The organism is Microbacterium sp. GXF6406, from assembly GCF_054798215.1.
In genome coordinates this window covers 118,428-142,680 of sequence record NZ_JBSJZH010000001.1, presented here as the reverse complement: position 1 = coordinate 142,680, position 24,253 = coordinate 118,428, and the positions used below count along the sequence as shown (strand labels likewise).

At 68.6% G+C, this 24,253-nt stretch carries 22 protein-coding genes; 11 read left to right on the top strand and 11 right to left on the bottom strand.

Annotated features, from left to right (window positions below):
- Positions 1-6: 6 nt before the first annotated feature.
- A complete protein-coding gene (locus tag ACWAUG_RS00680; RefSeq protein ID WP_298037792.1) occupies positions 7-927 on the bottom strand; it encodes a diacylglycerol kinase family protein in 921 nt (306 codons plus the stop codon).
- Complete coding sequence (locus tag ACWAUG_RS00675) at positions 924-4,613, bottom strand: multifunctional oxoglutarate decarboxylase/oxoglutarate dehydrogenase thiamine pyrophosphate-binding subunit/dihydrolipoyllysine-residue succinyltransferase subunit (RefSeq protein ID WP_298037794.1); 3,690 nt, start codon at positions 4,611-4,613, stop codon at positions 924-926. The genes ACWAUG_RS00680 and ACWAUG_RS00675 overlap by 4 nt, the downstream gene beginning before the upstream one ends.
- Positions 4,614-4,840: 227 nt before the next feature.
- Between ACWAUG_RS00675 and ACWAUG_RS00670 the strand changes: the two genes are divergently transcribed.
- Together ACWAUG_RS00670 and ACWAUG_RS00665 are read left to right on the top strand one after the other, a co-directional pair.
- Positions 4,841-6,160 (top strand): hemolysin family protein, encoded by a 1,320-nt coding sequence (locus tag ACWAUG_RS00670; RefSeq protein ID WP_460800707.1) that lies wholly within the window; start codon positions 4,841-4,843, stop codon positions 6,158-6,160.
- A complete protein-coding gene (locus ACWAUG_RS00665) occupies positions 6,157-7,218 on the top strand; it encodes a hemolysin family protein (protein WP_298037797.1) in 1,062 nt (353 codons plus the stop codon). Before ACWAUG_RS00670 ends, ACWAUG_RS00665 begins: the two co-directional genes overlap by 4 nt.
- Positions 7,219-7,260: 42 nt before the next feature.
- Here the strand turns inward: ACWAUG_RS00665 and ACWAUG_RS00660 are convergent, their stop codons facing one another.
- Positions 7,261-8,331, bottom strand: coding sequence for an NADH:flavin oxidoreductase/NADH oxidase (locus ACWAUG_RS00660; protein ID WP_298037798.1), 1,071 nt, complete (start codon positions 8,329-8,331; stop codon positions 7,261-7,263).
- A 118-nt stretch (positions 8,332-8,449) separates the two neighbouring features.
- Between ACWAUG_RS00660 and ACWAUG_RS00655 the strand changes: the two genes are divergently transcribed.
- From ACWAUG_RS00655 to ACWAUG_RS00630, 6 genes are all read left to right on the top strand, one after another.
- Positions 8,450-9,145 carry a hypothetical protein gene (locus ACWAUG_RS00655; RefSeq protein ID WP_298037800.1) on the top strand — a complete coding sequence of 232 codons (696 nt, stop codon included), beginning with the start codon at positions 8,450-8,452 and terminating at the stop codon, positions 9,143-9,145.
- Between the two features lie 93 nt (positions 9,146-9,238).
- A complete protein-coding gene (locus ACWAUG_RS00650) occupies positions 9,239-10,072 on the top strand; it encodes an ADP-dependent NAD(P)H-hydrate dehydratase (RefSeq protein ID WP_298037803.1) in 834 nt (277 codons plus the stop codon).
- Positions 10,069-11,292, top strand: a complete 1,224-nt coding sequence (locus ACWAUG_RS00645; protein ID WP_460800527.1) for a hypothetical protein — start codon at positions 10,069-10,071, stop codon at positions 11,290-11,292. The genes ACWAUG_RS00650 and ACWAUG_RS00645 overlap by 4 nt, the downstream gene beginning before the upstream one ends.
- Before the next feature lie 13 nt (positions 11,293-11,305).
- Positions 11,306-11,623: a thiamine-binding protein gene (locus ACWAUG_RS00640; protein ID WP_298037807.1), complete on the top strand. Its 318-nt coding sequence runs from the start codon at positions 11,306-11,308 to the stop codon at positions 11,621-11,623.
- Between the two features lie 45 nt (positions 11,624-11,668).
- Positions 11,669-12,856, top strand: coding sequence for an MFS transporter (locus ACWAUG_RS00635; protein WP_460800705.1), 1,188 nt, complete (start codon positions 11,669-11,671; stop codon positions 12,854-12,856).
- 22 nt (positions 12,857-12,878) lie between these two features.
- On the top strand, positions 12,879-13,505 hold the full coding sequence (locus ACWAUG_RS00630) for an NUDIX hydrolase (RefSeq protein WP_460800525.1): 627 nt from the start codon (positions 12,879-12,881) through the stop codon (positions 13,503-13,505).
- Position 13,506: 1 nt separating this feature from the next.
- Here ACWAUG_RS00630 and metX read toward each other — a convergent pair whose 3' ends face one another.
- Together metX and ACWAUG_RS00620 are read right to left on the bottom strand one after the other, a co-directional pair.
- Positions 13,507-14,715: a homoserine O-acetyltransferase MetX gene (gene metX / locus ACWAUG_RS00625; RefSeq protein WP_460800523.1), complete on the bottom strand. Its 1,209-nt coding sequence runs from the start codon at positions 14,713-14,715 to the stop codon at positions 13,507-13,509.
- Positions 14,716-14,816: 101 nt separating this feature from the next.
- Positions 14,817-16,139, bottom strand: a complete 1,323-nt coding sequence (locus ACWAUG_RS00620) for a bifunctional o-acetylhomoserine/o-acetylserine sulfhydrylase (RefSeq protein ID WP_460800521.1) — start codon at positions 16,137-16,139, stop codon at positions 14,817-14,819.
- Positions 16,140-16,282: 143 nt separating this feature from the next.
- Between ACWAUG_RS00620 and ACWAUG_RS00615 the strand changes: the two genes are divergently transcribed.
- The 3 genes from ACWAUG_RS00615 to ACWAUG_RS00605 are packed head-to-tail and all read left to right on the top strand — an operon-like array spanning position 16,283 to position 18,403.
- Positions 16,283-17,074 (top strand): SDR family oxidoreductase, encoded by a 792-nt coding sequence (locus tag ACWAUG_RS00615; protein ID WP_460800520.1) that lies wholly within the window; start codon positions 16,283-16,285, stop codon positions 17,072-17,074.
- Positions 17,074-17,790: a uracil-DNA glycosylase gene (locus tag ACWAUG_RS00610; RefSeq protein WP_460800518.1), complete on the top strand. Its 717-nt coding sequence runs from the start codon at positions 17,074-17,076 to the stop codon at positions 17,788-17,790. Before ACWAUG_RS00615 ends, ACWAUG_RS00610 begins: the two co-directional genes overlap by 1 nt.
- A gap of 4 nt (positions 17,791-17,794) precedes the next feature.
- Complete coding sequence (locus ACWAUG_RS00605; RefSeq protein ID WP_460800516.1) at positions 17,795-18,403, top strand: GNAT family N-acetyltransferase; 609 nt, start codon at positions 17,795-17,797, stop codon at positions 18,401-18,403.
- On the opposite strand, the gene ACWAUG_RS00600 is transcribed toward ACWAUG_RS00605, so the two are convergent.
- From ACWAUG_RS00600 to ACWAUG_RS00575, 6 genes are read right to left on the bottom strand one after another with little or no spacing between them, the layout of a single operon-like run.
- Entirely contained in the window at positions 18,366-19,175 is an 810-nt protein-coding gene (locus ACWAUG_RS00600; RefSeq protein ID WP_460800514.1) for an ABC transporter ATP-binding protein, read from the bottom strand. The two genes, ACWAUG_RS00605 and ACWAUG_RS00600, sit on opposite strands and share 38 nt — an antisense overlap.
- On the bottom strand, positions 19,172-19,963 hold the full coding sequence (locus ACWAUG_RS00595; protein WP_298037828.1) for an ATP-binding cassette domain-containing protein: 792 nt from the start codon (positions 19,961-19,963) through the stop codon (positions 19,172-19,174). The genes ACWAUG_RS00600 and ACWAUG_RS00595 overlap by 4 nt, the downstream gene beginning before the upstream one ends.
- Positions 19,960-20,829, bottom strand: a complete 870-nt coding sequence (locus tag ACWAUG_RS00590) for an ABC transporter permease (protein WP_460800512.1) — start codon at positions 20,827-20,829, stop codon at positions 19,960-19,962. The genes ACWAUG_RS00595 and ACWAUG_RS00590 overlap by 4 nt, the downstream gene beginning before the upstream one ends.
- Positions 20,826-21,776: an ABC transporter permease gene (locus ACWAUG_RS00585; protein ID WP_298037831.1), complete on the bottom strand. Its 951-nt coding sequence runs from the start codon at positions 21,774-21,776 to the stop codon at positions 20,826-20,828. Before ACWAUG_RS00585 ends, ACWAUG_RS00590 begins: the two co-directional genes overlap by 4 nt.
- A gap of 6 nt (positions 21,777-21,782) precedes the next feature.
- Complete coding sequence (locus tag ACWAUG_RS00580; protein WP_460800510.1) at positions 21,783-23,300, bottom strand: ABC transporter substrate-binding protein; 1,518 nt, start codon at positions 23,298-23,300, stop codon at positions 21,783-21,785.
- Between the two features lie 43 nt (positions 23,301-23,343).
- On the bottom strand, positions 23,344-24,252 hold the full coding sequence (locus tag ACWAUG_RS00575; RefSeq protein WP_460800508.1) for an alpha/beta fold hydrolase: 909 nt from the start codon (positions 24,250-24,252) through the stop codon (positions 23,344-23,346).
- Position 24,253: the final 1 nt, after the last annotated feature.

Here is a 24,253-nt window from a genome sequence, read left to right as displayed (position 1 = left end):
GCCGACTCACCCGGCCTGAGGAACACGGATGCCGAGGGCTCCGGGGAGGAGATCGACCGTCATCGGCAGCGGACCCATGGGGTCGCCGTCGGCGTAACCGGTGAGACCGGGCGAGCTGAGGCGAACCTCGCGCACCCGCTGGACGAGGACCTCGGGAAAGGCCAGATGCCGGCCGGAGAACGCCCGCGCGAGAATGCGCACGAGACGCAGCCGCGAAGCGGGCCGCACGAACACCAGATCGAGCAGGCCATCGCCGGGATCGGCGTCGGGGGCGATCGGAACACCGCCGCCGTAGGTCGTCGTATTCGCGATCGCCGTTAGCAGCAGGCGGCCTTCGGAGGAACCGGCGACGCCGTCGGCATCGACCCAGGACAGGGCGAAGGGGACCGGTGCGAGGCGGATGAATTCGATGAGGATCGCCGCGTTGTACCGGGCTCGCCCCTGAAGCCGCCGCATCCGATTCGCCCGCTCGTTGACCTTCGAATCGAACCCGCTCGCGAATATCGTTCCGAAGAGCGACACTGAGCCGTCATCGCGGCGGACGCGGCCGACATCGATCATGCGCAGGTCGCCGTCGAAGACGAGATCGGCAGCGGCCTCCGGGTCGCGGGGGAGCCCGAGCGATGCGGCGAAATCGTTGCCGGTGCCGACGGGGATGAGGGTCAGCGCGATACCGGAGCCGTGGAGCGCTTCGACGGCGAGGCGGAGGGTCCCGTCGCCACCGATGGCGACGACGGCCTCCGGGCGATCGGAACGAGCCGCGGCAAGTGCCCGACGGGTGTCATCGAGCGATCTGCCGCCGTCGATGGCCACGGACGCACCGCGGCCGCGCAGACGTTCGATTGCTCGAACGGCTGCGCGGCCGGCGGTGCCACCCCGCGCCGTCGGGTTCACGACGACCGTGACGCGTGGGGCGGCGATGGTCAATCCAGCGTCAGCGCGCGCTTGAGCAGCTCTGCCTGCTCGACGGCGTGCACCTTGGAGGATCCGGTCGCCGGCGACGCCGAGGCGGCGCGGGAGATGACGCGGAAGCCGCGTTCGCGGACCTTCGCGAACTCCAGAGCCAGGAACGGCCAGGCGCCCTGGTTCTCGGGCTCGTCCTGAACCCAGACCAGCTCGGCGTTGGGGTACGTGTCGGTGATCGCCTTCAGCGCCTCCAACGGCGTCGGGTACAGCTGCTCGAGGCGGACCAGGGCGATCGCGTCGTTCGGCTTCTTGTCGAGCTCGCTGCGCAGATCCCAGTGGATCTTGCCCGAGTGCACCAGCACGCGCTTGACCGCATTGCGGTCGATCGCGCGGTCGTCATCGAGAACCGGCTCGAAGCGGCCGCTCGTGAAGTCCTCGACCTGGCTGGTCGCACCGCGCAGACGCAGCATCGCCTTCGGCGTGAACACGACCAGGGGCTTGCGCGGGCGGGCATAGGCCTGACGACGCAGCAGGTGGAAGTGCGAAGCCGGCGTCGACGGGCGCGCGACGATCATGTTCTCCTGTGCGCACAGCTGCAGGAATCGCTCGATGCGGGCGGAGGAGTGGTCGGGGCCCTGGCCCTCGTAGCCGTGCGGCAGCAGCAGGACGACGCCCGACTGCTGACCCCACTTCTGCTCGGCCGACGAGATGTACTCGTCGATGACGGCCTGTGCGGTGTTGGCGAAGTCGCCGAACTGAGCTTCCCACAGCACGAGGGCCTCGGGCGCCTCGACCGAGTAGCCGTACTCGTACGCCATCGCGGCGTACTCGCTGAGCAGCGAGTCGTAGACGAAGAAGCGGCCCTGCGTCTCGGAGAGGTTCGACAGCGGCAGCCATTCCTGCCCGTTCTCACGGTCGTGCATGACGGCGTGGCGCTGCACGAAGGTACCGCGACGCGAGTCCTGACCCGCCAGACGCACCGGGGTGCCCTCGGTCAGCAGCGAGCCGAATGCGAGCAGCTCGCCGAAGCCCCAGTCGATGTTGCCCGAGCGCGTCATCTCGACGCGCTTGTCGAGCAGCTGCTGGATCTTCGGGTGCACCGTGAAGCCCTCGGGCTTGTTGGCGAAGGCCTCGCCGATGAGCTTGACGACCTCGGTGGAGATGCCGGTGACCTCGGGCTCGCCGACGACATCATCGACCGGCGAGAGCTCGGGAGCGATCGGCGTTGCACCGGTCTCGGCCGCGTGCGTCTCGGCGAAGGCGATCTCCAGGCGCTGCTGGAAGTCGTTCTTGGCCTCCTCGTACTCCTCTTCGGTGATGTCGCCGCGGCCCACCAGGGCCTCGGTGTAGAGCTTGCGCACCGAGCGCTTCGCCTGGATGAGGTCGGTCATCAGCGGCTGCGTCATCGACGGGTCATCGCCCTCGTTGTGTCCGCGGCGGCGGTAGCAGACGAGGTCGATCACGACATCGCGGTGGAAGCGCTCGCGGTACTCGAAGGCGAGCTGGGCGACGTGGATGACGGACTCGGGGTCGTCGCCGTTCACGTGGAAGATCGGCGCCTGCGTGGTCTTGGCGACATCCGTCGCGTAGACCGAGGTGCGGGCATCGGTCGGGGTCGTGGTGAATCCGACCTGGTTGTTGACGACCACGTGGATCGTGCCACCGGTGCGGTAACCGCGCAGCTGCGCCATCTGCAAGGTCTCGACGACCACGCCCTGGCCCGCGAATGCTGCGTCGCCGTGCACGAGCACGGGCAGCCACGAGAAGGTGCCGATGGGCTTGCGGTCCTGCTTGGCGCGCACGATGCCCTCGAGAACGCCGTCGACGGTCTCGAGGTGCGAGGGGTTCGCCGCAAGGTAGACGGGCAGCTCGGAGCTGTCGTCTCCGACGAAGGTGCCCTCGGTGCCGAGGTGGTACTTGACGTCGCCGGAGCCGCGCTGGTTGCCGGGGGTCTGGATGCCCTCGAACTCGCGGAAGACCTGTCCGTAGGTCTTGCCGGCGATGTTGGTGAGCACGTTCAGACGGCCGCGGTGGGCCATGCCGATCGCCGCGCCGTCGAGGCCCGCCGTGGCCGCGCCGGAGAGGATCTCGTCCAGCAGCGGGATCAGCGACTCGCCGCCCTCGAGGGAGAAGCGCTTCTGGCCGACGAACTTCGTCTGCAGGAAGGTTTCGAACGCCTCGGCCTCGTTGAGCTTGCGCAGCACGCGCAGCTGCTCGGCGTGGCCGGGCTTCTGGTACTTGACCTCGATCTTGTCCTGGAACCACCGGCGCTGCTCGGGGTCCTGGATGTGCATGTACTCGATGCCGAGCGTGCGGCAGTACGAGTCGCGCAGCACGCCGAGGATGTCGCGCAGCTTCATGACGCGCTTGCCGCCGAAGCCGCCCGTGACGAATTCGCGGTCGAGGTCCCAGAACGTCAGGCCGTGGCTCTCGATCTCCAGGTCGGGGTGCGAGCGCTGCACGTACTCGAGCGGGTCGATGTCGGCCATGAGGTGACCGCGCACACGGTAGGAGTTGATGAGCTCCTGCACGCGGGACTGCTTGTCGACGCGCTCGGCGAGGTCGACCGCGATGTCGGGGTTCCAGCGGATGGGCGCGTAGGGGATGCGCAGAGCCGCGAAGATGTCGTCGTAGAAGCCGCGCTGGCCGATGAGCAGCTCGTGGACCTTCTTGAGGAACTCGCCCGATCCCGCGCCCTGGATGACGCGGTGGTCGTAGGTGCTCGTGAGGGTGATGGTCTTGCCGATGGCCAGTTCGGCGAGCGTCTTCGCGCTCGCGCCCTGGAACTCCGCGGGGTACTCGAGGGCACCGGCGCCGATGATGCAGCCCTGCCCCTTCATCAGGCGAGGGACCGAGTGGACCGTGCCGATTCCGCCGGGGTTCGTTAGGGAGACGGTCGCGCCGGCGTGGTCGGCCGCGGTCAGCTTATTGTTGCGGGCGCGCGTGACGAGGTCTTCGTACGCGGCGAGGTACTCGCTGAACGACAGCGTCTCGGCGCGCTTGATGCTGGGCACCATGAGCGCGCGCGTGCCATCGGGCTTGGGGAGGTCGATCGCGATGCCGAGGTTGACGTGCGCCGGGGCGATGACCGAGGGCTTGCCGTCGATCTCCGCATAGGAGACGTTCTGGCTCGGGAACTCCTTCAGCGTCTGGATCAAGGCCCAGCCGATGAGGTGGGTGAAGCTGATCTTGCCGCCGCGGGAACGTGCCATGTGGTTGTTGATGACGATGCGGTTGTCGATCATCAGCTTCGCCGGGATCGTGCGCACGCTCGTGGCCGTGGGGATCGTCAGGGACTGATCCATGTTCGCGGCCAGGGTCTTGGTCAGGCCGCGCAGCGTCGTCACGACGTCTTCGACGGCGTCCTTCTGCTCGGCCTCCTTCGCCTTCGCGGCGGGCTTGGGCGCCTGTGCCGGAATCGGGGCGGAGGCTGCGGGCTTCGCGGTCGTGCGCGCGACGGGCTGCGAGCCGATCACCGGGATCGGTGCGGTCACCGGGTGATCCGTGCCGGCGGTGTTCGTCGTGGGAGCGGCTGCGGCGCCGGTCGATGCGGCATCCGGCTTGTAGCTCTCCAGGATCGGCCACCACTCCTTGTCGACCGCGTTGCGGTCGACCTTGAACTGCTCGTAGAGCTCGTCGACGAGCCACGAATTGGCTCCGAAATCTCCGTCGTCCGAACCCCCGACGCCGGCCACCTGGTTAGCCACGCGATATCGCCTCTTTCATCGCTGAATTTTGTCCGCGTGCGTCCGCGGAAGGTCCCGGGTCGCACGTCCTGCATATAGCCTAACGTGTCCCGAAGTCCCGGACTCCCAGCAGAAACCAAACAGTGCACGGTTGTGTTTCTGTAGAATCGGAGCACCATGGACGACCCTCCCAGTAGTAGTACCTCGCCCCACTGCCCGCGCTGCCACTCCGAGGAGGGCCGCCGATGATGGATTACGTCATGTTGGGCGTGGGGCTGCTCCTCACAGTCGGCACCGGCCTGTTCGTCGCCAGCGAATTCGCACTGGTGAATCTGGATCGTGCCGAACTCGAAGCCCGTCAGGCCCGCGGCGAATCACGGCTGGCGCTCACGATCGGCGCGCTGCGGCACACGTCGACGCACCTGTCATCCGCCCAGCTGGGAATCACGCTGACGACCCTGCTGACCGGTTACACGATGGAGCCGGCGCTGTCGAACCTGCTGCGCCCCGTCTTGACCTCGTGGGGGATCGCCGAGGCGGCCGTCGCCCCGATCTCGACCGTCGTCGCGATGGTGATCGCGACGGTTCTGTCGATGATCCTCGGCGAGCTGGTGCCCAAGAACTTCGCCCTCGCGCTGCCGCGTCAGACGGCGAAGCTCGTCGTGCCGTTCCAGGTGGGTTTCACAGCGCTGTTCAAGCCGGCGATCATCCTGCTCAACGGCAGCGCCAACGGCGTGCTGCGCTCGGTGGGCATCGAGCCGAAGGAAGAGCTGTCCGGGGCGCGCACCGCCGAGGAGCTGTCCTCCCTCGTGCGCCGTTCGGCCAGCGCCGGGGTGCTCGAGGCGGATACCGCGAGCCTGCTCGATCGCAGTCTGACATTCGCCCGGTTGTCGGCCGATGATGTCATGACGCCGCGGCCGAGCATGCAGGCGATCGCCGCGGGGGACTCCGCGGAGGACGTCATCCAGTTGGCCCGCCGAACCGGTCTGAGCCGTTTCCCCGTCTACGACGAGGATCTCGACGACATCACGGGCGTCGTCCATCTGAAGGCGGCGGTCTCCGTCCCCCGCGAGCGGCGTGCGGATGTGCCGGTCGGTGCGCTGGCAACCGAGCCGCTGCGCGTGCCGGAGACCCTGCACCTCGATGTGCTGATCTCCGAGCTGCGCGCGAAGGGCTACCAGCTCGCGATCGTCGTCGATGAGTACGGCGGAACGGCGGGAATCGTCACGCTGGAGGATCTCGTGGAGGAGATCGTCGGCGAGGTCTCGGACGAGCACGACCGCAGCCGTGCCGGAGTCGTGCGCGGACAGGATTCGATCACGTTCCCGGGCGAGCTGCGTCCGGATGAGCTGCAGAATCGCACCGGTGTACGGGTTCCGGCCGGAGAGGTGTACGACACGGTGGGCGGCTACATGATGAGCGTCCTCGAACGCGTGCCGTCGGCGGGCGATGAGGTGTCGCTGGATTCCGGCGTGCTGCAGGTGATCCGCATGGACGGGCGCCGAGTGGACCGGATCCGGTACACCCCGGTGCCGGTCGACGCCGCGAACGAGGAGGTGCAGCGATGAACGACTGGGCTGGAATCGTCTGGCTGGTGATCCTCCTCGTCGCGAACGCCTTCTTCGTGGGCGCGGAGTTCGCCGTCATCTCGGCGCGACGCTCGCAGATCGAGCCGCGTGCCGAAGAGGGATCCCGTGCGGCGAAGACCGCGCTTTACGCGATGGAGCACGCCACTCTCATGCTGGCGACCTCGCAGCTGGGCATCACGATCTGCTCGCTGCTGATCCTGAACGTCTCCGAGCCTGCGCTGCACCATCTCCTCGCGGTGCCGATGGAGGCCTTCGGCTGGACGCCGGGCGTCGTCGATCTGGTTGCATTCATCATCGCCCTCCTGCTGGTGTCGTACCTGCACGTCGTGTTCGGCGAGATGGTTCCGAAGAACCTCGCCTTCTCGGTTCCCGACCGGGCCGTGCTGATCCTCGCGCCGCCGCTGGTGTGGGTGTCGAAGGTGTTCATGCCGGTGATCTGGGTGCTCAATGCGATCGCGAACGGCGTGCTGCGCCTGTTCCGCGTGGAGCCGAAGAACGAGGCCGCGTCGACCTTCACGATCGATGAGGTCGCGACGATCGTCGACCAGTCGCGTCGTGAGGGCGTGCTCACCGACACTTCGGGAGCGGTCGCGAAGGCCGTCGAGTTCACCGACAAGAAGGCGCGGGATGTGGCCGTGGCGCTGGGCGACCTCGTCACGCTTCCGCAGTCGTCGACGCCGGATGACATCGAGCGGGCGGTGGCGCGCTACGGGTTCTCCCGGTATGTCATCGTCGATGATGAAGGAGCGCCCCAGGGATACGTGCACCTGAAGGATGTTCTGCGGGCATCGGCGGGTGAGGACGCCGAGGCGAAGGCCGCGGCGCCGATCCCGGCCAAGCGCATCCACCATATGGCTCCGGTCCAGGAGGACACGGATCTCGAGGATGCGCTGGCGGTCATGCGCCGTGCCGGCCGGCACCTGGCGAAGGTGCGCGATGCGCAGGGAAACACGACCGCGGTGCTGTTCCTGGAGGACATCCTCGAGGAGCTGATCGGAGAGGTGCAGGACGCCACGCGACGCGTGCGCGGCCGCTGAATCATCCGGTGGTGCCCGGCCCGGCAGGGCCGGGCATCACCATCAGCGCCAGACGGCGCGCAGATACTGCGCGGGCCAGCGCACATCCGCGCCGAGCCTGTGCGCTGCTCGCAGCCCGAAGTGCGGGTCGCGCAACCATTCGCGTCCGAGGAAGATCGCGTCGGCGGAACCATCGGCGAGGATCTGTTCGGCCTGCGACGCGTCCGTGATCAGGCCCACGGCGGACACCGGAACGGCCCCGCCCTGACGGACGGCGGTCGCGAGGGGCACCTGGTAGCCGGGGTGCACATCGATGCGCTGGTGCGCGACGAGCCCGCCGCTGGAGACATCGATGAGGTCGGCTCCGTGCTCGCGGGCCCACGTGCTGACGATCGTCGCTTCGTCCGTTGTGAATCCGCCTTCGGCATGGTCGGTGGCGGAGATGCGCACGAAGACCGGAATGCCGTCGCCGACCGTCTCGCGCACCGCGCGCACGATCTGCAGCAGCAGCCGTGCCCGGTTCTCGAGAGACCCGCCGTAGTCGTCCGTGCGCTGATTCGACAGCGGCGAGAGGAACTCGTGCAGCAGATACCCGTGCGCACCGTGGATCTCGATCATGTCGAAGCCGGCGCGCAGCGCGCGCACTGTCGCCGTGCGGAACGCCTCGACGAGCGTGCGGATGTCCGCGGCATCCATGGCCCTCGGCTCGGCCAGCCCCTCGAAGGCGATCGCCGAGGGGGCGACGGTGCGCCAGCCGCCGTCGCCGTCGGGAACGGAACCCTGCGCATCGGACCACGGCCACCACGTCGAGGCCTTGCGCCCTGCATGGGCGAGCTGCACACCGATCAGTCCGCCGCGCTCGTGCACCGAACGGATGACCGGTGTCCAGGCATCGGCCTGCTCGTCCGTCCACAGGCCGGCATCGCGCGGGGTGATGCGCCCTTCGGGGACGACCGCGGTCGCCTCGGCGACGATGAGTCCCGCGCCGCCATCGGCGAACTGCGACAGGTGGGTGCTGTGCCAGGACTGGACGACGCCGTCGCTGCCGGCGCTGTACATGCACATGGGGGAGACCCACAGACGGTTCGGGATGGTCACCGAGCGGATGGTCAGAGGAGAGAAGAGAAGACTCACCTCTCGACCGTATCCCGACTGCGCAGGAGCGGGCGTGCGTGCGTAACCGCTGAGAGCACCTATGCTTTTTTTCTCGAGCGGATCGAACACACGATCTGCTCAGACCGGAGATTGCACCGTGACATTCACCTTCCGCACCCCTGCGTTGATCGCCGCCTCCGCTGTGCTCGCGCTCGGACTCACCGCGTGCTCGGCTTCAGAAGCCGAAGAGACCGCTCCCCAGCCCGTCGTGGAGGAGACCGCCGAGGCCGAAGAGACCGCCGAGGACACGGCCGACGTCGAGGCCGGCGCCATGCCCGAGTGGGGCGAGGGCTCGCTCGATGTCGGCGAGAAGATCGGTGCGATCGACACCGACAGCTGGCACGTAGACGTCTATCAGGTCGGAACCGGCGTGACCGACAAGAACAGCCTGATGGTCGACGCCGAGACCGAGGAGAACCTCCTGCCCGCCGGCAGCGAGGTCGTGTATGTGAACTTCGTGTTCACGAACACGACGGACGAGGAGATCCCGCTTTCGATCAGCCTGGGAAGCCCGCAGATCGCCTCGACCTCGTGGGCGTACCTCGGCGGACAGCCCAGCTTCACCTCGTCGGCCGGCTACGAGGCCCTCGGCCTGTCGGATGACGGCAAGCAGGTCGGCTTCGACGCGCCGTTCCTCGTCGCGCCCGGCCAGTCGTTCGCCCAGGCGACCAACTTCGCCTACGTGCCCGGTGACGAGTCCGAGGCGGAGGTCGGCCTCATCCAGGTCGATGACGCCGGTGAGCTGCTGCACGACACCAAGGAAGAAGGAGCGGTCATCGTCACGATCAAGTGACGCGCCTCCTGCGAGCATGACCGACGGCCCGACACCCGGAAGGGGTGCCGGGCCGTCGTCGTGCGGGGCGTTGGGGACCGCTACCGTGGGACGATGACATTCGTGCAGGAGTGGGCCGCTTCGGACAGCCGTCGGCTGCTGCGCGTTCCGACCGGCGACGACGACAAGTTCTCGCGCGGCGTCGTCGGAGTCCGCACCGGGTCGGACGCCTACCCCGGGGCGGCCGTGCTGGGGGTGGAAGCGGCGTGGCGCGCTGGAGCGGGCTATGTGCGCTTCGTCGGCGGCCGACGCGTCGCGGATGCGGTGATTGCGCGCCGCCCGGAGACCGTGGCGACGGATCCTTCGTCATCGCCGCGCGTCGATTGCTGGGTGATCGGGTCGGGTACGGATGCCGCCACCCGCAGCTCCGCGGAATCGGACGCGCTGCGCGGGCTCCTCGGCGGTCGGACTCCGATCGTCGTGGACGCCGGAGCGATCGACCTCGCGATCGGTGCATCCGCGCCGCTAATCGTGACACCCCATGCGGGCGAGCATGCGCGCCTGCGACATGCGCTCGGGCTGTCTGCGCCGGGCGCTGACCGCGCGGCGGATGCGGCGGAGACCGCCCGCGCCCTCGGCGGCACCGTGCTGCTGAAGGGGGCGCGCACGCTCGTGGCGGATCCCGAGGGGCGGGTGATCGGCCTGGACCCCGGCACCGGATGGCTGGCGACCGCCGGCACGGGGGATGTTCTCGCCGGGGTGATCGGCGCAGTTCTCGCCGCGAATCCGGATGCCGCCACCGCCGAGGTCGCGGCGACGGGCGCGTGGCTGCACGGCGCCGCGGCGCGCATCGCCTCCGGCTCCCAGGACGGTGCGACGGGGCATCCGATCGTCGCCCTCGATGTCGCTGCGGCTCTGCCTCATGCCATCGCGGAGCTGCTGCCGTGAAACTTCGTCTCCTGGCCCTGTGGGCGGCCTTCCTCACCGTGCATGTGCTCGTGGCATGGCTCGGCTGGGTGTATCCGAGTCAGCCCATGGGCGATGTCCACCTCGTCTACGAACCGTGGTCGCGCGCCGCGCTGAGCGGTGAGGGGGTCGTCGGCGTCACCGAGTCGTGGGTGTACCCGCAGCTGGCGCTCGCGCCGATGATGCTCACCCAGCTGTTCGCATGGCCGCTGACCGGCCTGGTCGGACCCGCTGCGGCGTATCTCATCGGCTGGGCCATTCTCGTCACGTTGCTCGACGCGCTGGGTTTCGCCGTTCTCCTCGCCCGCGGCGGTGCCGCCTCCCGCCGTGCCGCGGGATGGTTCTGGACCGTCGCGATCCTGCTGCTGGGGCCGATCGCGATGTACCGCATCGATGCCGTCACGGTGCCGCTGGCGGTCATCGGCGGATGCTGGCTGGTGCGCCGGCCCGCCGTGGCCACGGCGCTGCTCACGGTCGGCGCCTGGATCAAGATCTGGCCGGGGGCGCTCGTCCTCGCGGCGATCATCACCGCCCGCACGCGCATGCGGATGCTGCTGTCCGCGGTGGCCGTCACCGCGGGAGTCGTCGTCATGCTGCTGCTTCTCGGTGCGGAGGGGCGTCTGCTGGGCTTCCTCACAGAGCAGACCGGACGCGGCCTGCAGGTCGAAGCCGTCGCCGCAACCGGGTTCCTGTGGGCGGCGCTCTTCGGCGCAGCATCCATCGAGTACAGCTTCGAGATCCTGACGTTCCAGATCGTCGCACCGGGGGCGGATGGCGTGTCGGCAGCTCTCACGCCGATCATGGTCGTCGTGGTGCTGGCGCTGACGGCGCTCGGTGCGCTGAAAGCGATGCGGGGAGCTCGGTTCCCGCGGCTCATGCCGCCGCTCGCGCTCGCGCTCGTGGTGACGCTGATCGTGGCCAACAAGGTCGGCTCGCCCCAGTTCCAGACCTGGCTCATCGCCCCGGTGATCCTCTGGATCCTGTTCGATCGGGCGCGCGCCGTGACGCCCGCGCTTCTGGTGCTGCTCCTGTGCGCGCTGACCTGCCTCGTCTACCCGCTCACCTACGATGCGCTGTTGCGGGCGGAGCTCCTGCCGGTGCTGGTGCTGACGGCCCGCAACCTCACGCTCATCCTCCTGCTCGTCGTCGCGCTGCGCGCCCTGCTGCGCGTGCCGACCGGCAACATCCGTACCGCCCCCTGACGAAAGGCCTCCCATGCTCATCGCATTCTCCGTCGCACCCAGTGGCACCGGCGACACCGATGGATCCGTGCACGACGCCGTCGCGGCTGCGGTGAAGGTCGTCCGGGACTCCGGTCTCGCGCACCGCACGACGAGCATGTTCACCGAGGTCGAGGGGCCCGATTGGGACACCGTGATGGATGTCGTCAAGCGGGCCACCGAGGCGGTCATGCCTTTCGGGTCGCGCGTCTCCCTCGTGTTGAAGGCCGATATCCGGCCGGGGCGCACCGGGGAGATCGACGGCAAGCTCGAGCGCCTCGAACGGGCGATCGAAACATCCGATGACCAGTAGCATGGAGGGGTGAACCACTCCTCGACTCTTTCGAGGGGTGCGGCGATGATGGCGCTCCTCTCTCTCGCCATCGGCTCCTTCGGAATCGGCATGACCGAATTCGTCATCATGGGCCTCCTGCCCGACATCGCGCAGGACCTCCTCCCGGAGATGTCCGTGAGCGCGCCGGAGGACGCGATCGCGCGCACCGGCATCCTCGTCTCGCTCTACGCCCTCGGAGTCGTGATCGGCGCACCGACCATCGCGGGCCTCGTCGCCCGTTTCCCGCGGCATCACGTGATGCTCGGGCTTGCTATCGCGCTGACGGTCTTCAACGCGCTCACGGTCGTACTGCCGACATTCGGCCTGGTCGGCGTCTCGCGGCTCCTGGCGGGTCTCCCGCACGGCGCCTACTTCGGCATCGGCGCGCTCGTCGCGGCGGATGTCCTCGGACCGGGGCGCCGCGCCCAGGGCGTCGCGTTCATCCTCACCGGCCTCACGATCGCGAACGTCGTCGGCGTGCCCGTGGGCACCTATCTCGGCCAGGAGTGGGGCTGGCGCACCGCCTTCCTCATCGTCACCATCGTTTTCGCGATCGCGGCGATCAGCATCGCGCGATTCGTGCCGCCTCACCCGGGGGAGCCCGGGCGCACGCTGCGCAGCGAGCTCGGCGTCTTCCGCGTCGGCCAGGTGTGGCTGACACTGGGGATGGGGGCCATCGGCTTCGGCGGGTTCTTCGCCGTGTACAGCTACATCGCACCCCTCGTGACCGAGGTCGCCGGCTCTCCGGCCTGGGCCGTGCCGATCGTGCTCGTGCTCGTCGGACTCGGGATGACGGCCGGGAACCTGCTCGGCGGCTACGCCTCCGACCGCAACCTGCGCCGGACGCTGCTGCTCGGACTCGGAGGCCTCGCGGTGGCCCTGGCCGCCCTGGCTCTGGTGTCGGAGAACATCATCCTGCTGGGAGTCTTCGCGATTCTGGTCGGGCTCGTCTCCTCGGTGCTCAGCCCCGCCATCCAGACCCGTCTGATGGACGTCGCCGGTGACAACCAGTCGATCGCCGCGGCCATGAACCACTCCGCGCTCAACGTCGGCAACAGCCTGGGTGCGCTCCTCGGCGGAGCCGTGATCGCCCTCGGCTGGGGGTTCACCGCTCCCGCCTGGGTCGGAGCGGCTCTTGCTCTCGGCGGACTCGTGATCGCCCTCATCGCCTACCGGGTCGAGAGCATCAGGCGCGTCGCCGAACTCGCCTGACATCGCGCTCTAGGGTGGGCTCATGAGCGCGATGATGCCCGTCGGAGGAACCGTCGTCCTGGTGCGCGATGCGCCGGACGGCATCGAGGTGCTGCTGATCCGTCGCCCGGATCGCGGTTCGTTCGCGAACGGCTGGGTCTTCCCCGGTGGTGTGGTCGAGCCGGTCGATGCCCGACCTGGCGACGATGAGGCCCGCATCGCTGCGAATGCAGCAGCCCGGGAGTGCGAGGAGGAGGTCGGGGTGCGGCCGCATGGGCTGCAGACGATCTCCTGCTGGGTGCCCCCGATCGAGGCGCCCAAGCGCGTGCGCACCTGGTTCTTCCTCGCCCCGGCCCCGGACGGCGAGCAGGTTCTCGCGGCGGACGAGGTAGCGGATGCGCGCTGGCTCTCGCCGGAGGCGGCGCTGGCCGCGCATGCGGTGGGGGAGATCGTGCTGTTCCCGCCCACCTGGGTGACGTTGAACGCGCTCAGCGGGGCGCCCGATGCCGAGACGGTGCTCGGGGGCGTGGACGTTCCCGAGCTCTACGCCACACACCTGGTCGGAGACGGGGTCTTCGTCTGGGGCGGCGACGCCGGTCACCCGGAGGGCGGCGAGGGGCGGCATCGCCTCGACACCGCGTCCTTGCCGTGGAGCTACGTGCGCGACTGAATCAGCTCTCGAGCAGGCGGCGCAGGTGCCGGCCGACCTCGTCCGTCTCGATGAGGAACCCGTCGTGCCCGAAGTCGCTCGTGAGAACGACGGCGTCGTTGCCGTCGAGGGTGTTCGGGATGCTGCGGGCGATGCGGTGCTGCCCATCGACGGGGAAGAGACGGTCGGAGTCGATGCCGAGCACGAGCGTCTTCGCCGTCACCGTCTGCAGAGCCTCTTCGACCCCGCCGCGGCCGCGGCCCACGTCGTGGGAGTTCATGGCCTCGACGACGGTGATGTAGCTGTTCGCGTCGAAGCGTCTCGTGAACTTGTTTCCGTGGAAGTCGAGGTAGCTCTCCACCGCGAAGCGCCCGCCCTGGCCCAAGGGCGACACATCCGACTGCCAGGAGCGCTGGAATCGCTGATTGAGCTCGATCGGGCTGCGGTAGTTCAGCAGCGCCATGCGGCGGGCGAGGGCCAGGCCTCGATGCGGTCCATCGCCGTCCTCCTGGTCGTAGTACTCGCCGCCCTGGAATCGGGGATCGATGCGGATCGCCTCGAGCTGAACCGAGTTGAGCGCGATCTGGTCGGCGGTGTTGACCGGGGGAGAGGAGAGCACGGCGAGACGCTCCACGCGCTCGGGATGGGTGATGGCCCACTCGAGTGCGTGCATTCCGCCCATGGATCCGCCGATCACGGCCGACCAGCTCTCGATGCCGAGCTCGTCGGCGAGCAGCGCCTGGGCGGCGACCTGGTCTCGGATCGTGACGTACGGGAAGCGGGATGCCCATTCGTAGCCGTCGGGGGCGATGCTGGCGGGGCCCGTCGATCCCTGGCATCCGCCGAGCATGTTGGGGGCGATGATGAACCAGCGGTCGGTGTCGAGGGGCGCGCCGGGGCCGACGATGTCGTTCCACCATCCGGCGGTCGGATGCCCGGGGCCGGCGTCGCCGCGCACATGGCTGTCTCCGGTGAGGGCGTGGAGGATCAGAATGGCGTTGTCGCGGGCGGCGTTGAGCTCGCCCCAGCTCTCATAGGCGAGGCGGATGCCGGGCAGGTGCTGGCCGTTCTCGGTGCGGAAGGCGCCGAGCGCTGCGAACTCGCGGTCACCGGCCGGGTCTCCGTCGCGCCAGGCCCCGGTCGCCGGGGGGCGCGCTCGCAGCAGGCGGGCATCGGCCTCTGTCACCGGCGCCGACGGCACGGTGTCTTCGGAAGTGCTCTGCCAGTCCATGTCTCTATTGTGGTCTGCTGCGGCGAAGTCGGGCGCCAGGTTACGCGAAGCCCCTCCCGGTTCCGAACCGGGAGGGGCTTGTGCGGTGACGAGGACGACGCTCAGGCGCGTGCGGCCTCCGAGACGCGGCGGGCCGCGGCGAGAGCCTGGTCGAGGTCTGCCGTCAGGTCGTCGATGTTCTCCAGGCCCACCGACAGTCGCACGAGCCCCGGTGTGACACCGGCGGTCAGCTGCTGCTCGGGCGTGAGCTGCGAGTGGGTCGTGGATGCCGGGTGGATGACGAGCGAGCGCACATCCCCGATGTTCGCGAGGTGGCTGAACAGGGACAGGCTGTTGACGAACTCGCGTCCGGCTTCGACACCGCCCTTGAGTTCGAAGGAGAGGACTGCTCCGACGCCCTGCGGGGCGTACTGCTTGGCCTTCGCGTACCAGGGCGAGGAGGGCAGACCCGAGTAGTTCACGGAGGCGATGTCGGGGTGCGTCTCGAGCCACTGGGCGATCTGCTGCGCGTTCTGCACGTGACGCTCGATGCGCAGCGACAGGGTCTCGATGCCCTGGATGAGGTTCCAGGCGCTCTGCGGCGAGATCGCCGAGCCGAGGTCGCGCAGCAGCTGCACGCGCGCCTTGATGATGTAGGCGAGGGCGTCGCCGACCGCGGCCGTGTACACGGCGCCGTGGTACGACGGGTCGGGCTGGGTGAGCTCGGGGAACTTCTCGGCGTGCTGCGACCACGGGAACGTCCCGCCGTCGACGATCGCACCGCCGATGGTCGTGCCGTGACCGCCGAGGAACTTCGTCACGGAGTGCACGACGATGTCGGCGCCGTGCTCGAACGGACGGATGAGGTAGGGCGTCGCGATCGTGTTGTCGACGATGAGGGGGACGCCGCCGGCGTGCGCGATGTCGGCGATGCCCCGGATGTCGAGAACGTTGATCTGCGGGTTGCCGATCGTCTCGGCGAAGAACAGCTTCGTGTTCGGGCGGACTGCGGCGCGCCATTCCTCGAGGTCGTCCTGGTTCTCGACGAATGTCACCTCGACGCCGAGCTTGGCGAGGGTGTACTTGAAGAGGTTGTACGTGCCGCCGTAGATCGAGCTGGAGGAGACGATGTGGTCGCCGGCCTGCGCGATGTTCAGCACGGCGAAGGTGGATGCCGCCTGGCCGCTGGAGAGGACGAGGGCGCCGGTGCCCCCTTCGAGGGCTGCGAGTCGCTGCTCGAGCACATCCTGGGTGGGGTTCTGGATGCGGGTGTAGATGTTGCCGAACTCGGCCAGCGCGAACAGGTTCGCGGCGTGGTCGGCGTTGTCGAACACGTAGGACGTGGTCTGGTAGATCGGTGTGGCGCGGGCCTTCGTCACCGGGTCGGGTGCGGCGCCGGAGTGGATCTGCTTGGTCTCGAAGCGCCAGGTCTCGGGTGCGGACATGTGTTCCCCCTGGAACGTTAGCGGTCTGGTGGCGGATGCCGTTGATGAGAGCGTACGGAACCGTTCTGCGCCCGACAACGCCGCGGACACGCGACGTAACACCCGCGGCGGAGGGTTCGACGAAAAGGCTCTACGGTGGAGGCATGGTGACACGTCGTGCAGTGGTGACAGGTGCGAGTTCGGGGATCGGAGAGGCGACTGTTCGCGATCTCCGGGCCCGCGGGTGGGAAGTCGTCGGCGTCGCGCGTCGCGCCGACCGGTTGCAACGCCTCGCCGAGGAGACCGGGGCATCGGTGATCGCCGCCGATCTCACCGACCCGGAGGCGATCACGGCCCTCGTCGGCGAGCTGGAGCGCACGGGGCCGGTGCACGCCCTCGTCCAGATCGCCGGCGGCGCGCGCGGTACCGACCGCGTCGAAGACGGCCGCATCGACGACTGGCAGTGGATGTACGACGTGAACGTCCTGTCGACGCAGCGTCTGATCGCCGCTCTGCTTCCGCAGCTGCGCCGTGCCGCGGCATCCGATGGCCACGCCGACATCACGGTCGTCACCTCCACGGCCTCGCAGGTGGCCTACCCCGGCGGCGGCGGGTACAACGCCGCCAAGGCCGCGCAATCGATGGTCATCAAGGCGCTGCGTCAGGAGCTCAACGGCGAACCGATCCGGGTCGTCGAGGTGGCCCCCGGGATGGTCCACACCGAGGAGTTCACGCTCAACCGTCTCGGCGGCGACGCCGTCGCGGCCGACTCGGTGTACGCGGGCGTCGCAGCGCCCCTCGTCGCCGAGGATGTCGCCGACGTCATCGGCTATGCCCTGGGCGCGCCCGGACACGTCAACCTCGATCTCATCACGATGCGCCCGGTCGCGCAGTCCGCGCAGCATCTGCTCGCCCGCGGCGAGCTGCAGGTGCGCAGCGACATCGACGAGAACTGATGCCCGACTGGTCGCTCGAGCGGCTCGTCGACACCGCGCAGATCGATCCGAGCTGGGCCGAAGCTCTGGCCCCGGTCGCCGGCGACCTCGCCGACCTCGGCGAACAGCTGGAGGGGGAGGACTATCTGCCCCGGCATGATCGCGTGCTGCGGGTCTTTCAGCAACCGCTGCCGACGGCCCGCGTGCTCATCATCGGGCAGGACCCGTATCCGACGCCGGGGCATGCGATCGGGCTGTCCTTCGCGACGGAGGGCGATGTGCATCCGCTGCCGCGCAGCCTGCAGAACATCTACGCCGAACGCCAGAGCGACATCGGCATCCGCCCCGCAGCCCACGGAGACCTGTCGGCCTGGAGCGAGCAGGGCGTCCTGCTGCTGAACCGGGTCCTCACGGTCGGTCCGAACGCGGCCGGGTCCCATCGCGGCAGAGGCTGGGAGCAGGTCACCGAGGCGGCCATTCGTGCGCTCGCCGCGCGGGACCGGCCGCTCGTCGCGATTCTGTGGGGCAAGGACGCCGCTGCTGTGCACCCCCTCCTCGGCGATGCTCCGACGATCATCTCCGCGCATCCTTCGCCGCTCTCGGCGCGCCGCGGCTTCTTCGGTTCGCGCCCGTTCTCACGCACGGACGAGATGCTCATCGCCCAGGGCTCCGACCCGATCGACTGGCATGTCGGTGGCGATGATGGTCCGGGCTTCGTCCCCGCGGCATTATTCTGACGGAATGCAGTTCGAACCGGGCGACCAGCGTCGCCGGTTGCCGCGCCATCTGCGCGAACGGGCGCCCGAGCCCGATTCGTTCGTCTACACGATCCGCACGGCCCAGCCGCGGGACCTGCCGGACATCCGCGCGATCTACAACCATTACGTCACCAACTCGGTCGTGACCTTCGATGAGAAGAACAGTACGCACCGCTCCTGGCGGGAGAAGTTCGCGATGCTGTCACGTCTCGGGCTCCCGTTCCTCGTAGCCGTCACACCGTCGAATCAGGTGATCGGCTATGCGCTCGTGCAACCCTGGGCGAGTAAGAGCGCGTTCCGGTACACGGCCGAGAACTCGATCTATCTCGGGCCGGGCGCCGGGGGCAAGGGCCTCGGGACGGCGCTGCTGGATGCACTGATCACCGCCTGCGAACAGGTTCGGCTCCGGGAGATCGTCGCCGTCATCAGCGACAGCGGGGCCGAAGCATCCCTGCACCTGCACCGCAAGGCCGGCTTCCGCGAGGTGGGACGGATGGGCGGCGTCGGATTCAAGTTCGGGCGTTCGCTGGGAACCGTCTACCTGCAGAAGTCGCTCACGCCGGTGCCGCGTCGCCGTTCGACGCGTCGATGACCGGGATCGCGGCCAAGAGCTGACGCGTGTAGTCCTCCCGCGGGGCCAGGAGCACATCCGCGGTCGCGCCGCGCTCGACGATGCGACCATCCTTCATCACTGCGACCGTGTCGCTGAGGTTCTGCACCACGCCGATGTCGTGGGAGACGAGCAGCAGGGTCAGGTCCTCGGCGGTGAGGAGTTCGCGCAGCAGCTTGAGGATCTGCGCACGCACCGTGACGTCGAGGGCCGAGAGGGGTTCATCGCCGACGAGGATCCGCGGCCGGTGAACGATGGCGCGGGCGATCGCGAGGCGCTGCCGCTGACCGCCGGAGAGCTCGTGCGGATAGCGGCCGGCCATATCGGCGTCGAGATGCACCTGGGTGAGGACCTCACGCACCCGTGCGCGGCGGTCGCCCGCGATGTTCAGGGCCCACAGCGGTTCGGCGATGATCTGACCGGCCGTCATCCGAGGGTCCAGCGACGCGTACGGGTCCTGGAAGACGAGCCCGGTCTGGCGTCGCAACCAGTGCAACGAGCGGGCGGATGCTGCAGCATCCACGCGTCTTCCCGCGATCGTGACGGTGCCGGCGGTCGCCCGGTCGAGCCCCAGGAGCAGGCGCACGAGAGTCGACTTGCCCGATCCGGATTCGCCGATGATGCCGATCGACTCGCCGGCCTCGATCACCAGATCCGTCGGGTGCAGGGCGGTCTGCGTGCGACCGCGTTCGAACAGCGACGTGCGCGGGAGGGGGAAGTCGCGGCTCAGGCCGCGCGCCTCGATGAGACTCATGCGTCTGTCCTTCCCGGGCGCCAGAGCGTTGCGGTCGCATCCCGCAGCAGGGCCTGCGTCACGGGGGAGGACGGGGTGCTGAGAAGCGTCGAGACGGGCCCGTTCTCCATGATGCGGCCGTTCTCGAGAACGACGCCGTGCGTGGCGACCTGGGCGAGGACGGCGAGGTCGTGGGTGATGAACATCAGCGACATTCCCTCCTCCTCGACGAGCGAGAGGAGCAGGCGCAGCACCTCCGCCTGGATCGTGACGTCGAGAGCGGTTGTCGGCTCATCCGCGATGAGCAGCTGCGGTCGGCAGGCGAGGGCCATTGCGAGAGCGACGCGCTGGCGCTGACCGCCCGACAGCTGGTGCGGATACTTCGCCACGGTCGATTCGGGCTCCGGCAGGTGCACGCGCCGGGCCTCCTCGATGGCGCGGGCGCGGGCTTCGCGCCGCGTCGCCGCGGTGTGGATGCGGATGGACTCGGATATCTGGCGCCCGACCGTGCGGATGGGGTTCAGCGCGGTGCGCGGCTCTTGGAAGACGATGCCGATGTCATCGCCGCGGAAGCGGGCGAGCCGTCGGTCGGGCATGCCCAGAAGCTCAGTGCCGTTCCATCGGATGCTGCCGGAGGCCGTCGCTCCGTCGGGGAGGAGGCCGAGGATGGCGAGGGCGGTCAGCGACTTGCCGGAACCGGACTCGCCGATGATGCCGAGACGGGCGCCGTCGGGCACTTCGAAGGAGACGCCGTCGACGACGCGTCTGCCGCCGATCTCGATCGAGAGATCCTCAACGATGAGACTCATGCGACCACCGCCGGAGTGTGAACTTCGGCCGATCGGTGCTGCAGCGTCGGATCCGTCGCCTCGCGCAGCGCATCGCCGAGGAGATTCAGGGCGAGGACGGTGATCGTGATAGCGAGCCCCGGCCAGAGAACGGAGAGCGGGTGGATGCCGATGTACCGCTGGAGATCGGCGAGCAGGATGCCCCAGCTCGGCTCGACGACACTCGCCCCGAAACCGAGGTACGACAGGCCCGCCTCGGCCAGCACGGCGACCGCCATCGACCAGGACAGCTGCACGATGAACACGGGGGCGACGTTGGGGAGCAGGTGGCGGACGAGATTCTGTCCGGCCGTGAGTCCTGCTGCACGCCCGGCGACGACGAAGTCGCTCTGCTGGACGCGGCGCAGTTCGGGGCGCGTGACGCGTGCGATGTTGACGCCGAAGCCGATGCCGACCGCCCAGATCACGACCCAGAGCGAACCGCCCCAGACCGAGGAGATCATCATCGCGATGATCAGCACGGGGAAGGCGATGAGGATGTCGACGAGAACCGCGACGGTCTCGCGCATCCATCGGAAGGTCAGCGCGCCGAGGGCGGCGAGGGCGATGCCGAGAACCGTTGCGACGATGCCCGCGCCGACGCTGACGAAGACGGTCGTGCGCGCCCCCGCCATGATGAGGCTGAGGATGTCGCGCCCGGTGCCGTCGGTGCCGAGCAGATGCGGCCAGCTGGGGGACGCCCAGCGGTTTCGGACATCCGTCGACAGCGGGTTGAAAGGGGTCCAGAACACGGAGACGAGCGCGGTGAGCGCGATCACGATCACGACGATCACGCCGAATCGTCCGGTGGCGCTGCGGCACAGCGCGCGCAGCCAGCGGGGCATCATGCGCTCTCCCTCTGTCGCGGATCGATGAAGTGGTGCGCGAGGTCGACGAGGAAGCCGATCACGAGCACGAAACCGGTGAGGACCAGCAGTTCGCTCTGCACCTTGACGAGGTCGCGCGTTCCGACATCCGCCACGAGCATCCGCCCGATTCCCGGAAGAGTGAAGAGCTGCTCGATGATGACCGAGCCGACGATGATGCCCGCCACCTGCAGGCCGAGAACCGTGACGATCGAGAGGCCGACCGCCGGGATACCGTGCTGGATGAGCGCGCGGTTGCGGCTCAGGCCCTTCGCCGCCGCGGTGCGGACGAAGTCCTGCCCGCGCGCCTGCAGGGTGGCGCTGCGCACGAAGCGCAGCAGCATGGCGCCCTCGACGATGCCGATGGTCAGCGCGGGCAGGAGCAGGGCGCGGAACGCCTGCGCGGGCTGGTCCCACCCGGCGCGGGGGAAGCCCTGCGCGGGAAGCCAGCCCAACCAGACGGCGAAGACGACGATGAGCATCATGCCCGCCCAGATGACGGGGACGGCGGCGAAGGCCTGCGCCGTGACGCTGATGGCAGTGCCCCCGGAACGACCGCGCAGCAGAGCCGAGAGCACGCCGAAGGGGACGGCGATCAGCAGGGCGATGACGAGCGCCATGAGTCCCAGCGGAACCGTCACCTGCGCCTTCTCGGCGAGCTCTTCACCGACGGATGCTCCGCTGAGCTGCGATGTGCCGAGATCTCCGGTCAGCACGCCGCCGATCCAATCGCCGTATTGCACCAGGAGCGGACGATTCAGCCCCAGCGACTCCCTCAGCGCCTCGACCGTCGCCGGCGATGCCTGCGTTCCGGCGATCAGCTGTGCGACATCACCGGGGAAGACGCGCAGGGTGAGGAAGATGAGCACGCTCGACACGAAGAGCCCCGCGATCAGCAGGACTCCCCGTGTGAGCGTGTAGCGGATCACCGGATGTCACTCAGCGGCGACGGTGACCGCGGCCAGGTCGATGCGCGAGTTGATCGAGTCTTCGGGGAAGCCCGAGACGATCGGACGCACGGCCGTGATGGTCTCGCCCGTGTACAGCCAGTCCACCGCGTGGTCCTCGGAGACGAGGCGCGCGGCCTGCGCGAGAAGCTCTGCGGAGGCATCCGGGTCGATCTCCGTGAGGGCCTGGGCATACAGGCTCTGCACCTCGGCGTTGTCGTAGCCGAAGTAGTAGTCCGGGTTCGCGAAGTTGCCGAAGTCGCGCGGTTCGACGTGGAGCACGTAGCTGAGGTCGTAGTCCTTGTTCGTATACACGTCCTCGAGCCAGGTGGGGAACTCCACCGACTCGACCTGCAGAGTGACCCCGATCTTCGCGTAGTCCGAGACGAGCACCTGGGGCACGGTCGTGCCGTAGAAGGCCGGGATCGTGAGGGTCAGCTCGAGGCCGTCATCGTATCCCGCCTCGGCGAGCAGCTCGATCGCGTGATCGGGGTCGTAGGTCACGACGTCGGCGAGATCCTCATAGCCGGGGTCCAGCTCGGGGATCGGCCCGTAGAGAGTGGTTCCCGCCCCGACCGCTTCGATCAGACCCTCGTGGTCGACGGCGGCGCGCAGCGCCTCGCGCACGCGGACGTCGTCGAGCGGGGCCTTGGCGTTGTTGAACCCGAGCGTCGCCTTGTCTGTTGTGCGGCCGCGGGTCAGAGCGAACTCGCCGGAGCTCTCGAGCTCGCCCGCGAGATTCGGATCGACGGCGGTGAGCACGTCGAGGCTGCCGTCCAGGGCGGCATTGACGCCCGCGGTGAAGTCCGGGATGTACTCGAACACCACCTCGGCGACACCGGCCGTCTCACCCCAATAATCGTCGAAGCGGTCGAACGTGATCCGGCTGCCCTTGCTCCAGCGCTGCAGGGTGAAGGGTCCGGTACCGTTCTCCGCCGTCTGGAGATCGGTGGTGTCGCCGTCGCGGAACACGAGTCCGGCCGGGCCGGTGAGCGTGAACAGGAAGTTCTGGTCGGGGTTCGTCAAGGTGATGACGACCGTGCTGTCGTCGGGTGCGTCGATGGATGCGACGTTCGCGAACTCCGTGTTGCCCTGGAGTGCTTCGTCCGTGCGCACGGTTTCGAACGATGCCACGACATCGGCGGAGGTCAGCGCATCGCCGTTGTGGAAGGTGACGCCGTCGTTCAGTGTGAATGTGTAGGTGAGGCCGTCGGAGGAAACGTCGTAGGAGGAGGCAAGCCGTTCGACGATCTGGTTGTCCTGCGTGCGGGTGACGAGCCCCTCGTAGATGTTGTCGATGAGGATCTGCTCGAGGGCAGCGCCGCTCGTGCGGCGGATATCGAGGTTCGTCGGCTCGAGCACGAGTCCGACGGTGAGTGTGGCATCGGGGTCGGGCGTTCCGTCGGATGACGGCGAGGGCGTAGGCGAGCCTGCGCACGCGGTCAGCACGAGGGCAGTCGCAGCTATTGCGGAGACGAAGGCGAATCGGTTGGTGCGGCGTGACATGGGCGGAGTTCCTCTCAAGCGGGCACAGCAGTATCGAAGCTCATCACGCCGCAGAGATGCGGGTGCGGATGAGATCGGCGAGGTCAGCAGGGGCGGTCTCCTGCACATTGTGTGAAGCGGTCATGACGGTCAGCTCGGCGTCGGGCAGGCGCTGCACGAACTCTGCGCCGTCCGCCTCGCTGACGAAGCCGGCGGATGCTCTGATCAGGGCGATCGGTGCGGTGACCTCGGCGAGGTCTTCCCACCCCGCTTCGGGCGACGGGCGCGCGGCCCTCTGGGCGCCGTCGATCCCGAGCGTCTGAGCGGCGAGGTGTGCGAAGTGGTGCTTCCACTCGATGCGCCCGTCCTCCCGCACACGGGTGTTGAGAAAGACGCCGCGTTCGGTCGCGGCGCGCTCGCCGCCGAAGCCGAACGACAGGGCGCGCTCGACGAGCTCGTGGCGGTCGGCGAAATCAGTGGGCCCGGCGTAGAAGTCGCGCAGCGTCGCGGGGCCGGCCGAGGTGTCGATCCCGGGGGTGATGTCGACGATCACGAGACTGCGGACGAGCTCGGGACGCTGGGCGGCAACGGCCGCTGCGGTGAGTCCTCCCAGGGACTGACCGACGAGGATCTGCGGAGTGGTCGTCCAGGTCTCGAGTGCTGCGATGACATCGCGTGACAGCGGGCGCGCCGTGTAATCGAGGTCTTCGCGCCAGGAGGAGTCTCCGTGGCCGGCGAGGTCGATGGCGAGCGCGGGGACGCCGAGCATCAGCGCCGTCGTGTCCCACGTGTGTGCGTTCAGACCTGCTCCGTGGAGTAGCGTCACGACGGGATCGCCGGCGCCGTACTGCAGGGCGCTGAGCGAGCGGCCGTCCGGGAGCGCGAGGGTGCGTCGACGTACGGTGGGTAGGGGCACATCGAGCGCCTGCGCCTGGTGCGGAAGATAGCTGAACTCATCGGTCTCGATCGCCACC

What these genes read in the sequence shown, in the direction of transcription:
- ACWAUG_RS00670 (WP_460800707.1), top strand. Translation starts at nt 4,841, where the DNA reads ATGGATTACGTCATGTTGGGCGTGGGGCTGCTCCTCACAGTCGGCACC.
- ACWAUG_RS00665 (WP_298037797.1), top strand. Translation starts at nt 6,157, where the DNA reads ATGAACGACTGGGCTGGAATCGTCTGGCTGGTGATCCTCCTCGTCGCG.
- ACWAUG_RS00650 (WP_298037803.1), top strand. Translation starts at nt 9,239, where the DNA reads ATGACATTCGTGCAGGAGTGGGCCGCTTCGGACAGCCGTCGGCTGCTG.
- ACWAUG_RS00640 (WP_298037807.1), top strand. Translation starts at nt 11,306, where the DNA reads ATGCTCATCGCATTCTCCGTCGCACCCAGTGGCACCGGCGACACCGAT.
- ACWAUG_RS00635 (WP_460800705.1), top strand. Translation starts at nt 11,669, where the DNA reads ATGATGGCGCTCCTCTCTCTCGCCATCGGCTCCTTCGGAATCGGCATG.
- ACWAUG_RS00630 (WP_460800525.1), top strand. Translation starts at nt 12,879, where the DNA reads ATGAGCGCGATGATGCCCGTCGGAGGAACCGTCGTCCTGGTGCGCGAT.
- metX (WP_460800523.1), bottom strand. Translation starts at nt 14,715, where the DNA reads ATGGACTGGCAGAGCACTTCCGAAGACACCGTGCCGTCGGCGCCGGTG.
- ACWAUG_RS00620 (WP_460800521.1), bottom strand. Translation starts at nt 16,139, where the DNA reads ATGTCCGCACCCGAGACCTGGCGCTTCGAGACCAAGCAGATCCACTCC.
- ACWAUG_RS00615 (WP_460800520.1), top strand. Translation starts at nt 16,283, where the DNA reads ATGGTGACACGTCGTGCAGTGGTGACAGGTGCGAGTTCGGGGATCGGA.
- ACWAUG_RS00610 (WP_460800518.1), top strand. Translation starts at nt 17,074, where the DNA reads ATGCCCGACTGGTCGCTCGAGCGGCTCGTCGACACCGCGCAGATCGAT.
- ACWAUG_RS00605 (WP_460800516.1), top strand. Translation starts at nt 17,795, where the DNA reads ATGCAGTTCGAACCGGGCGACCAGCGTCGCCGGTTGCCGCGCCATCTG.
- ACWAUG_RS00600 (WP_460800514.1), bottom strand. Translation starts at nt 19,175, where the DNA reads ATGAGTCTCATCGAGGCGCGCGGCCTGAGCCGCGACTTCCCCCTCCCG.
- ACWAUG_RS00595 (WP_298037828.1), bottom strand. Translation starts at nt 19,963, where the DNA reads ATGAGTCTCATCGTTGAGGATCTCTCGATCGAGATCGGCGGCAGACGC.
- ACWAUG_RS00590 (WP_460800512.1), bottom strand. Translation starts at nt 20,829, where the DNA reads ATGATGCCCCGCTGGCTGCGCGCGCTGTGCCGCAGCGCCACCGGACGA.
- ACWAUG_RS00580 (WP_460800510.1), bottom strand. Translation starts at nt 23,300, where the DNA reads ATGTCACGCCGCACCAACCGATTCGCCTTCGTCTCCGCAATAGCTGCG.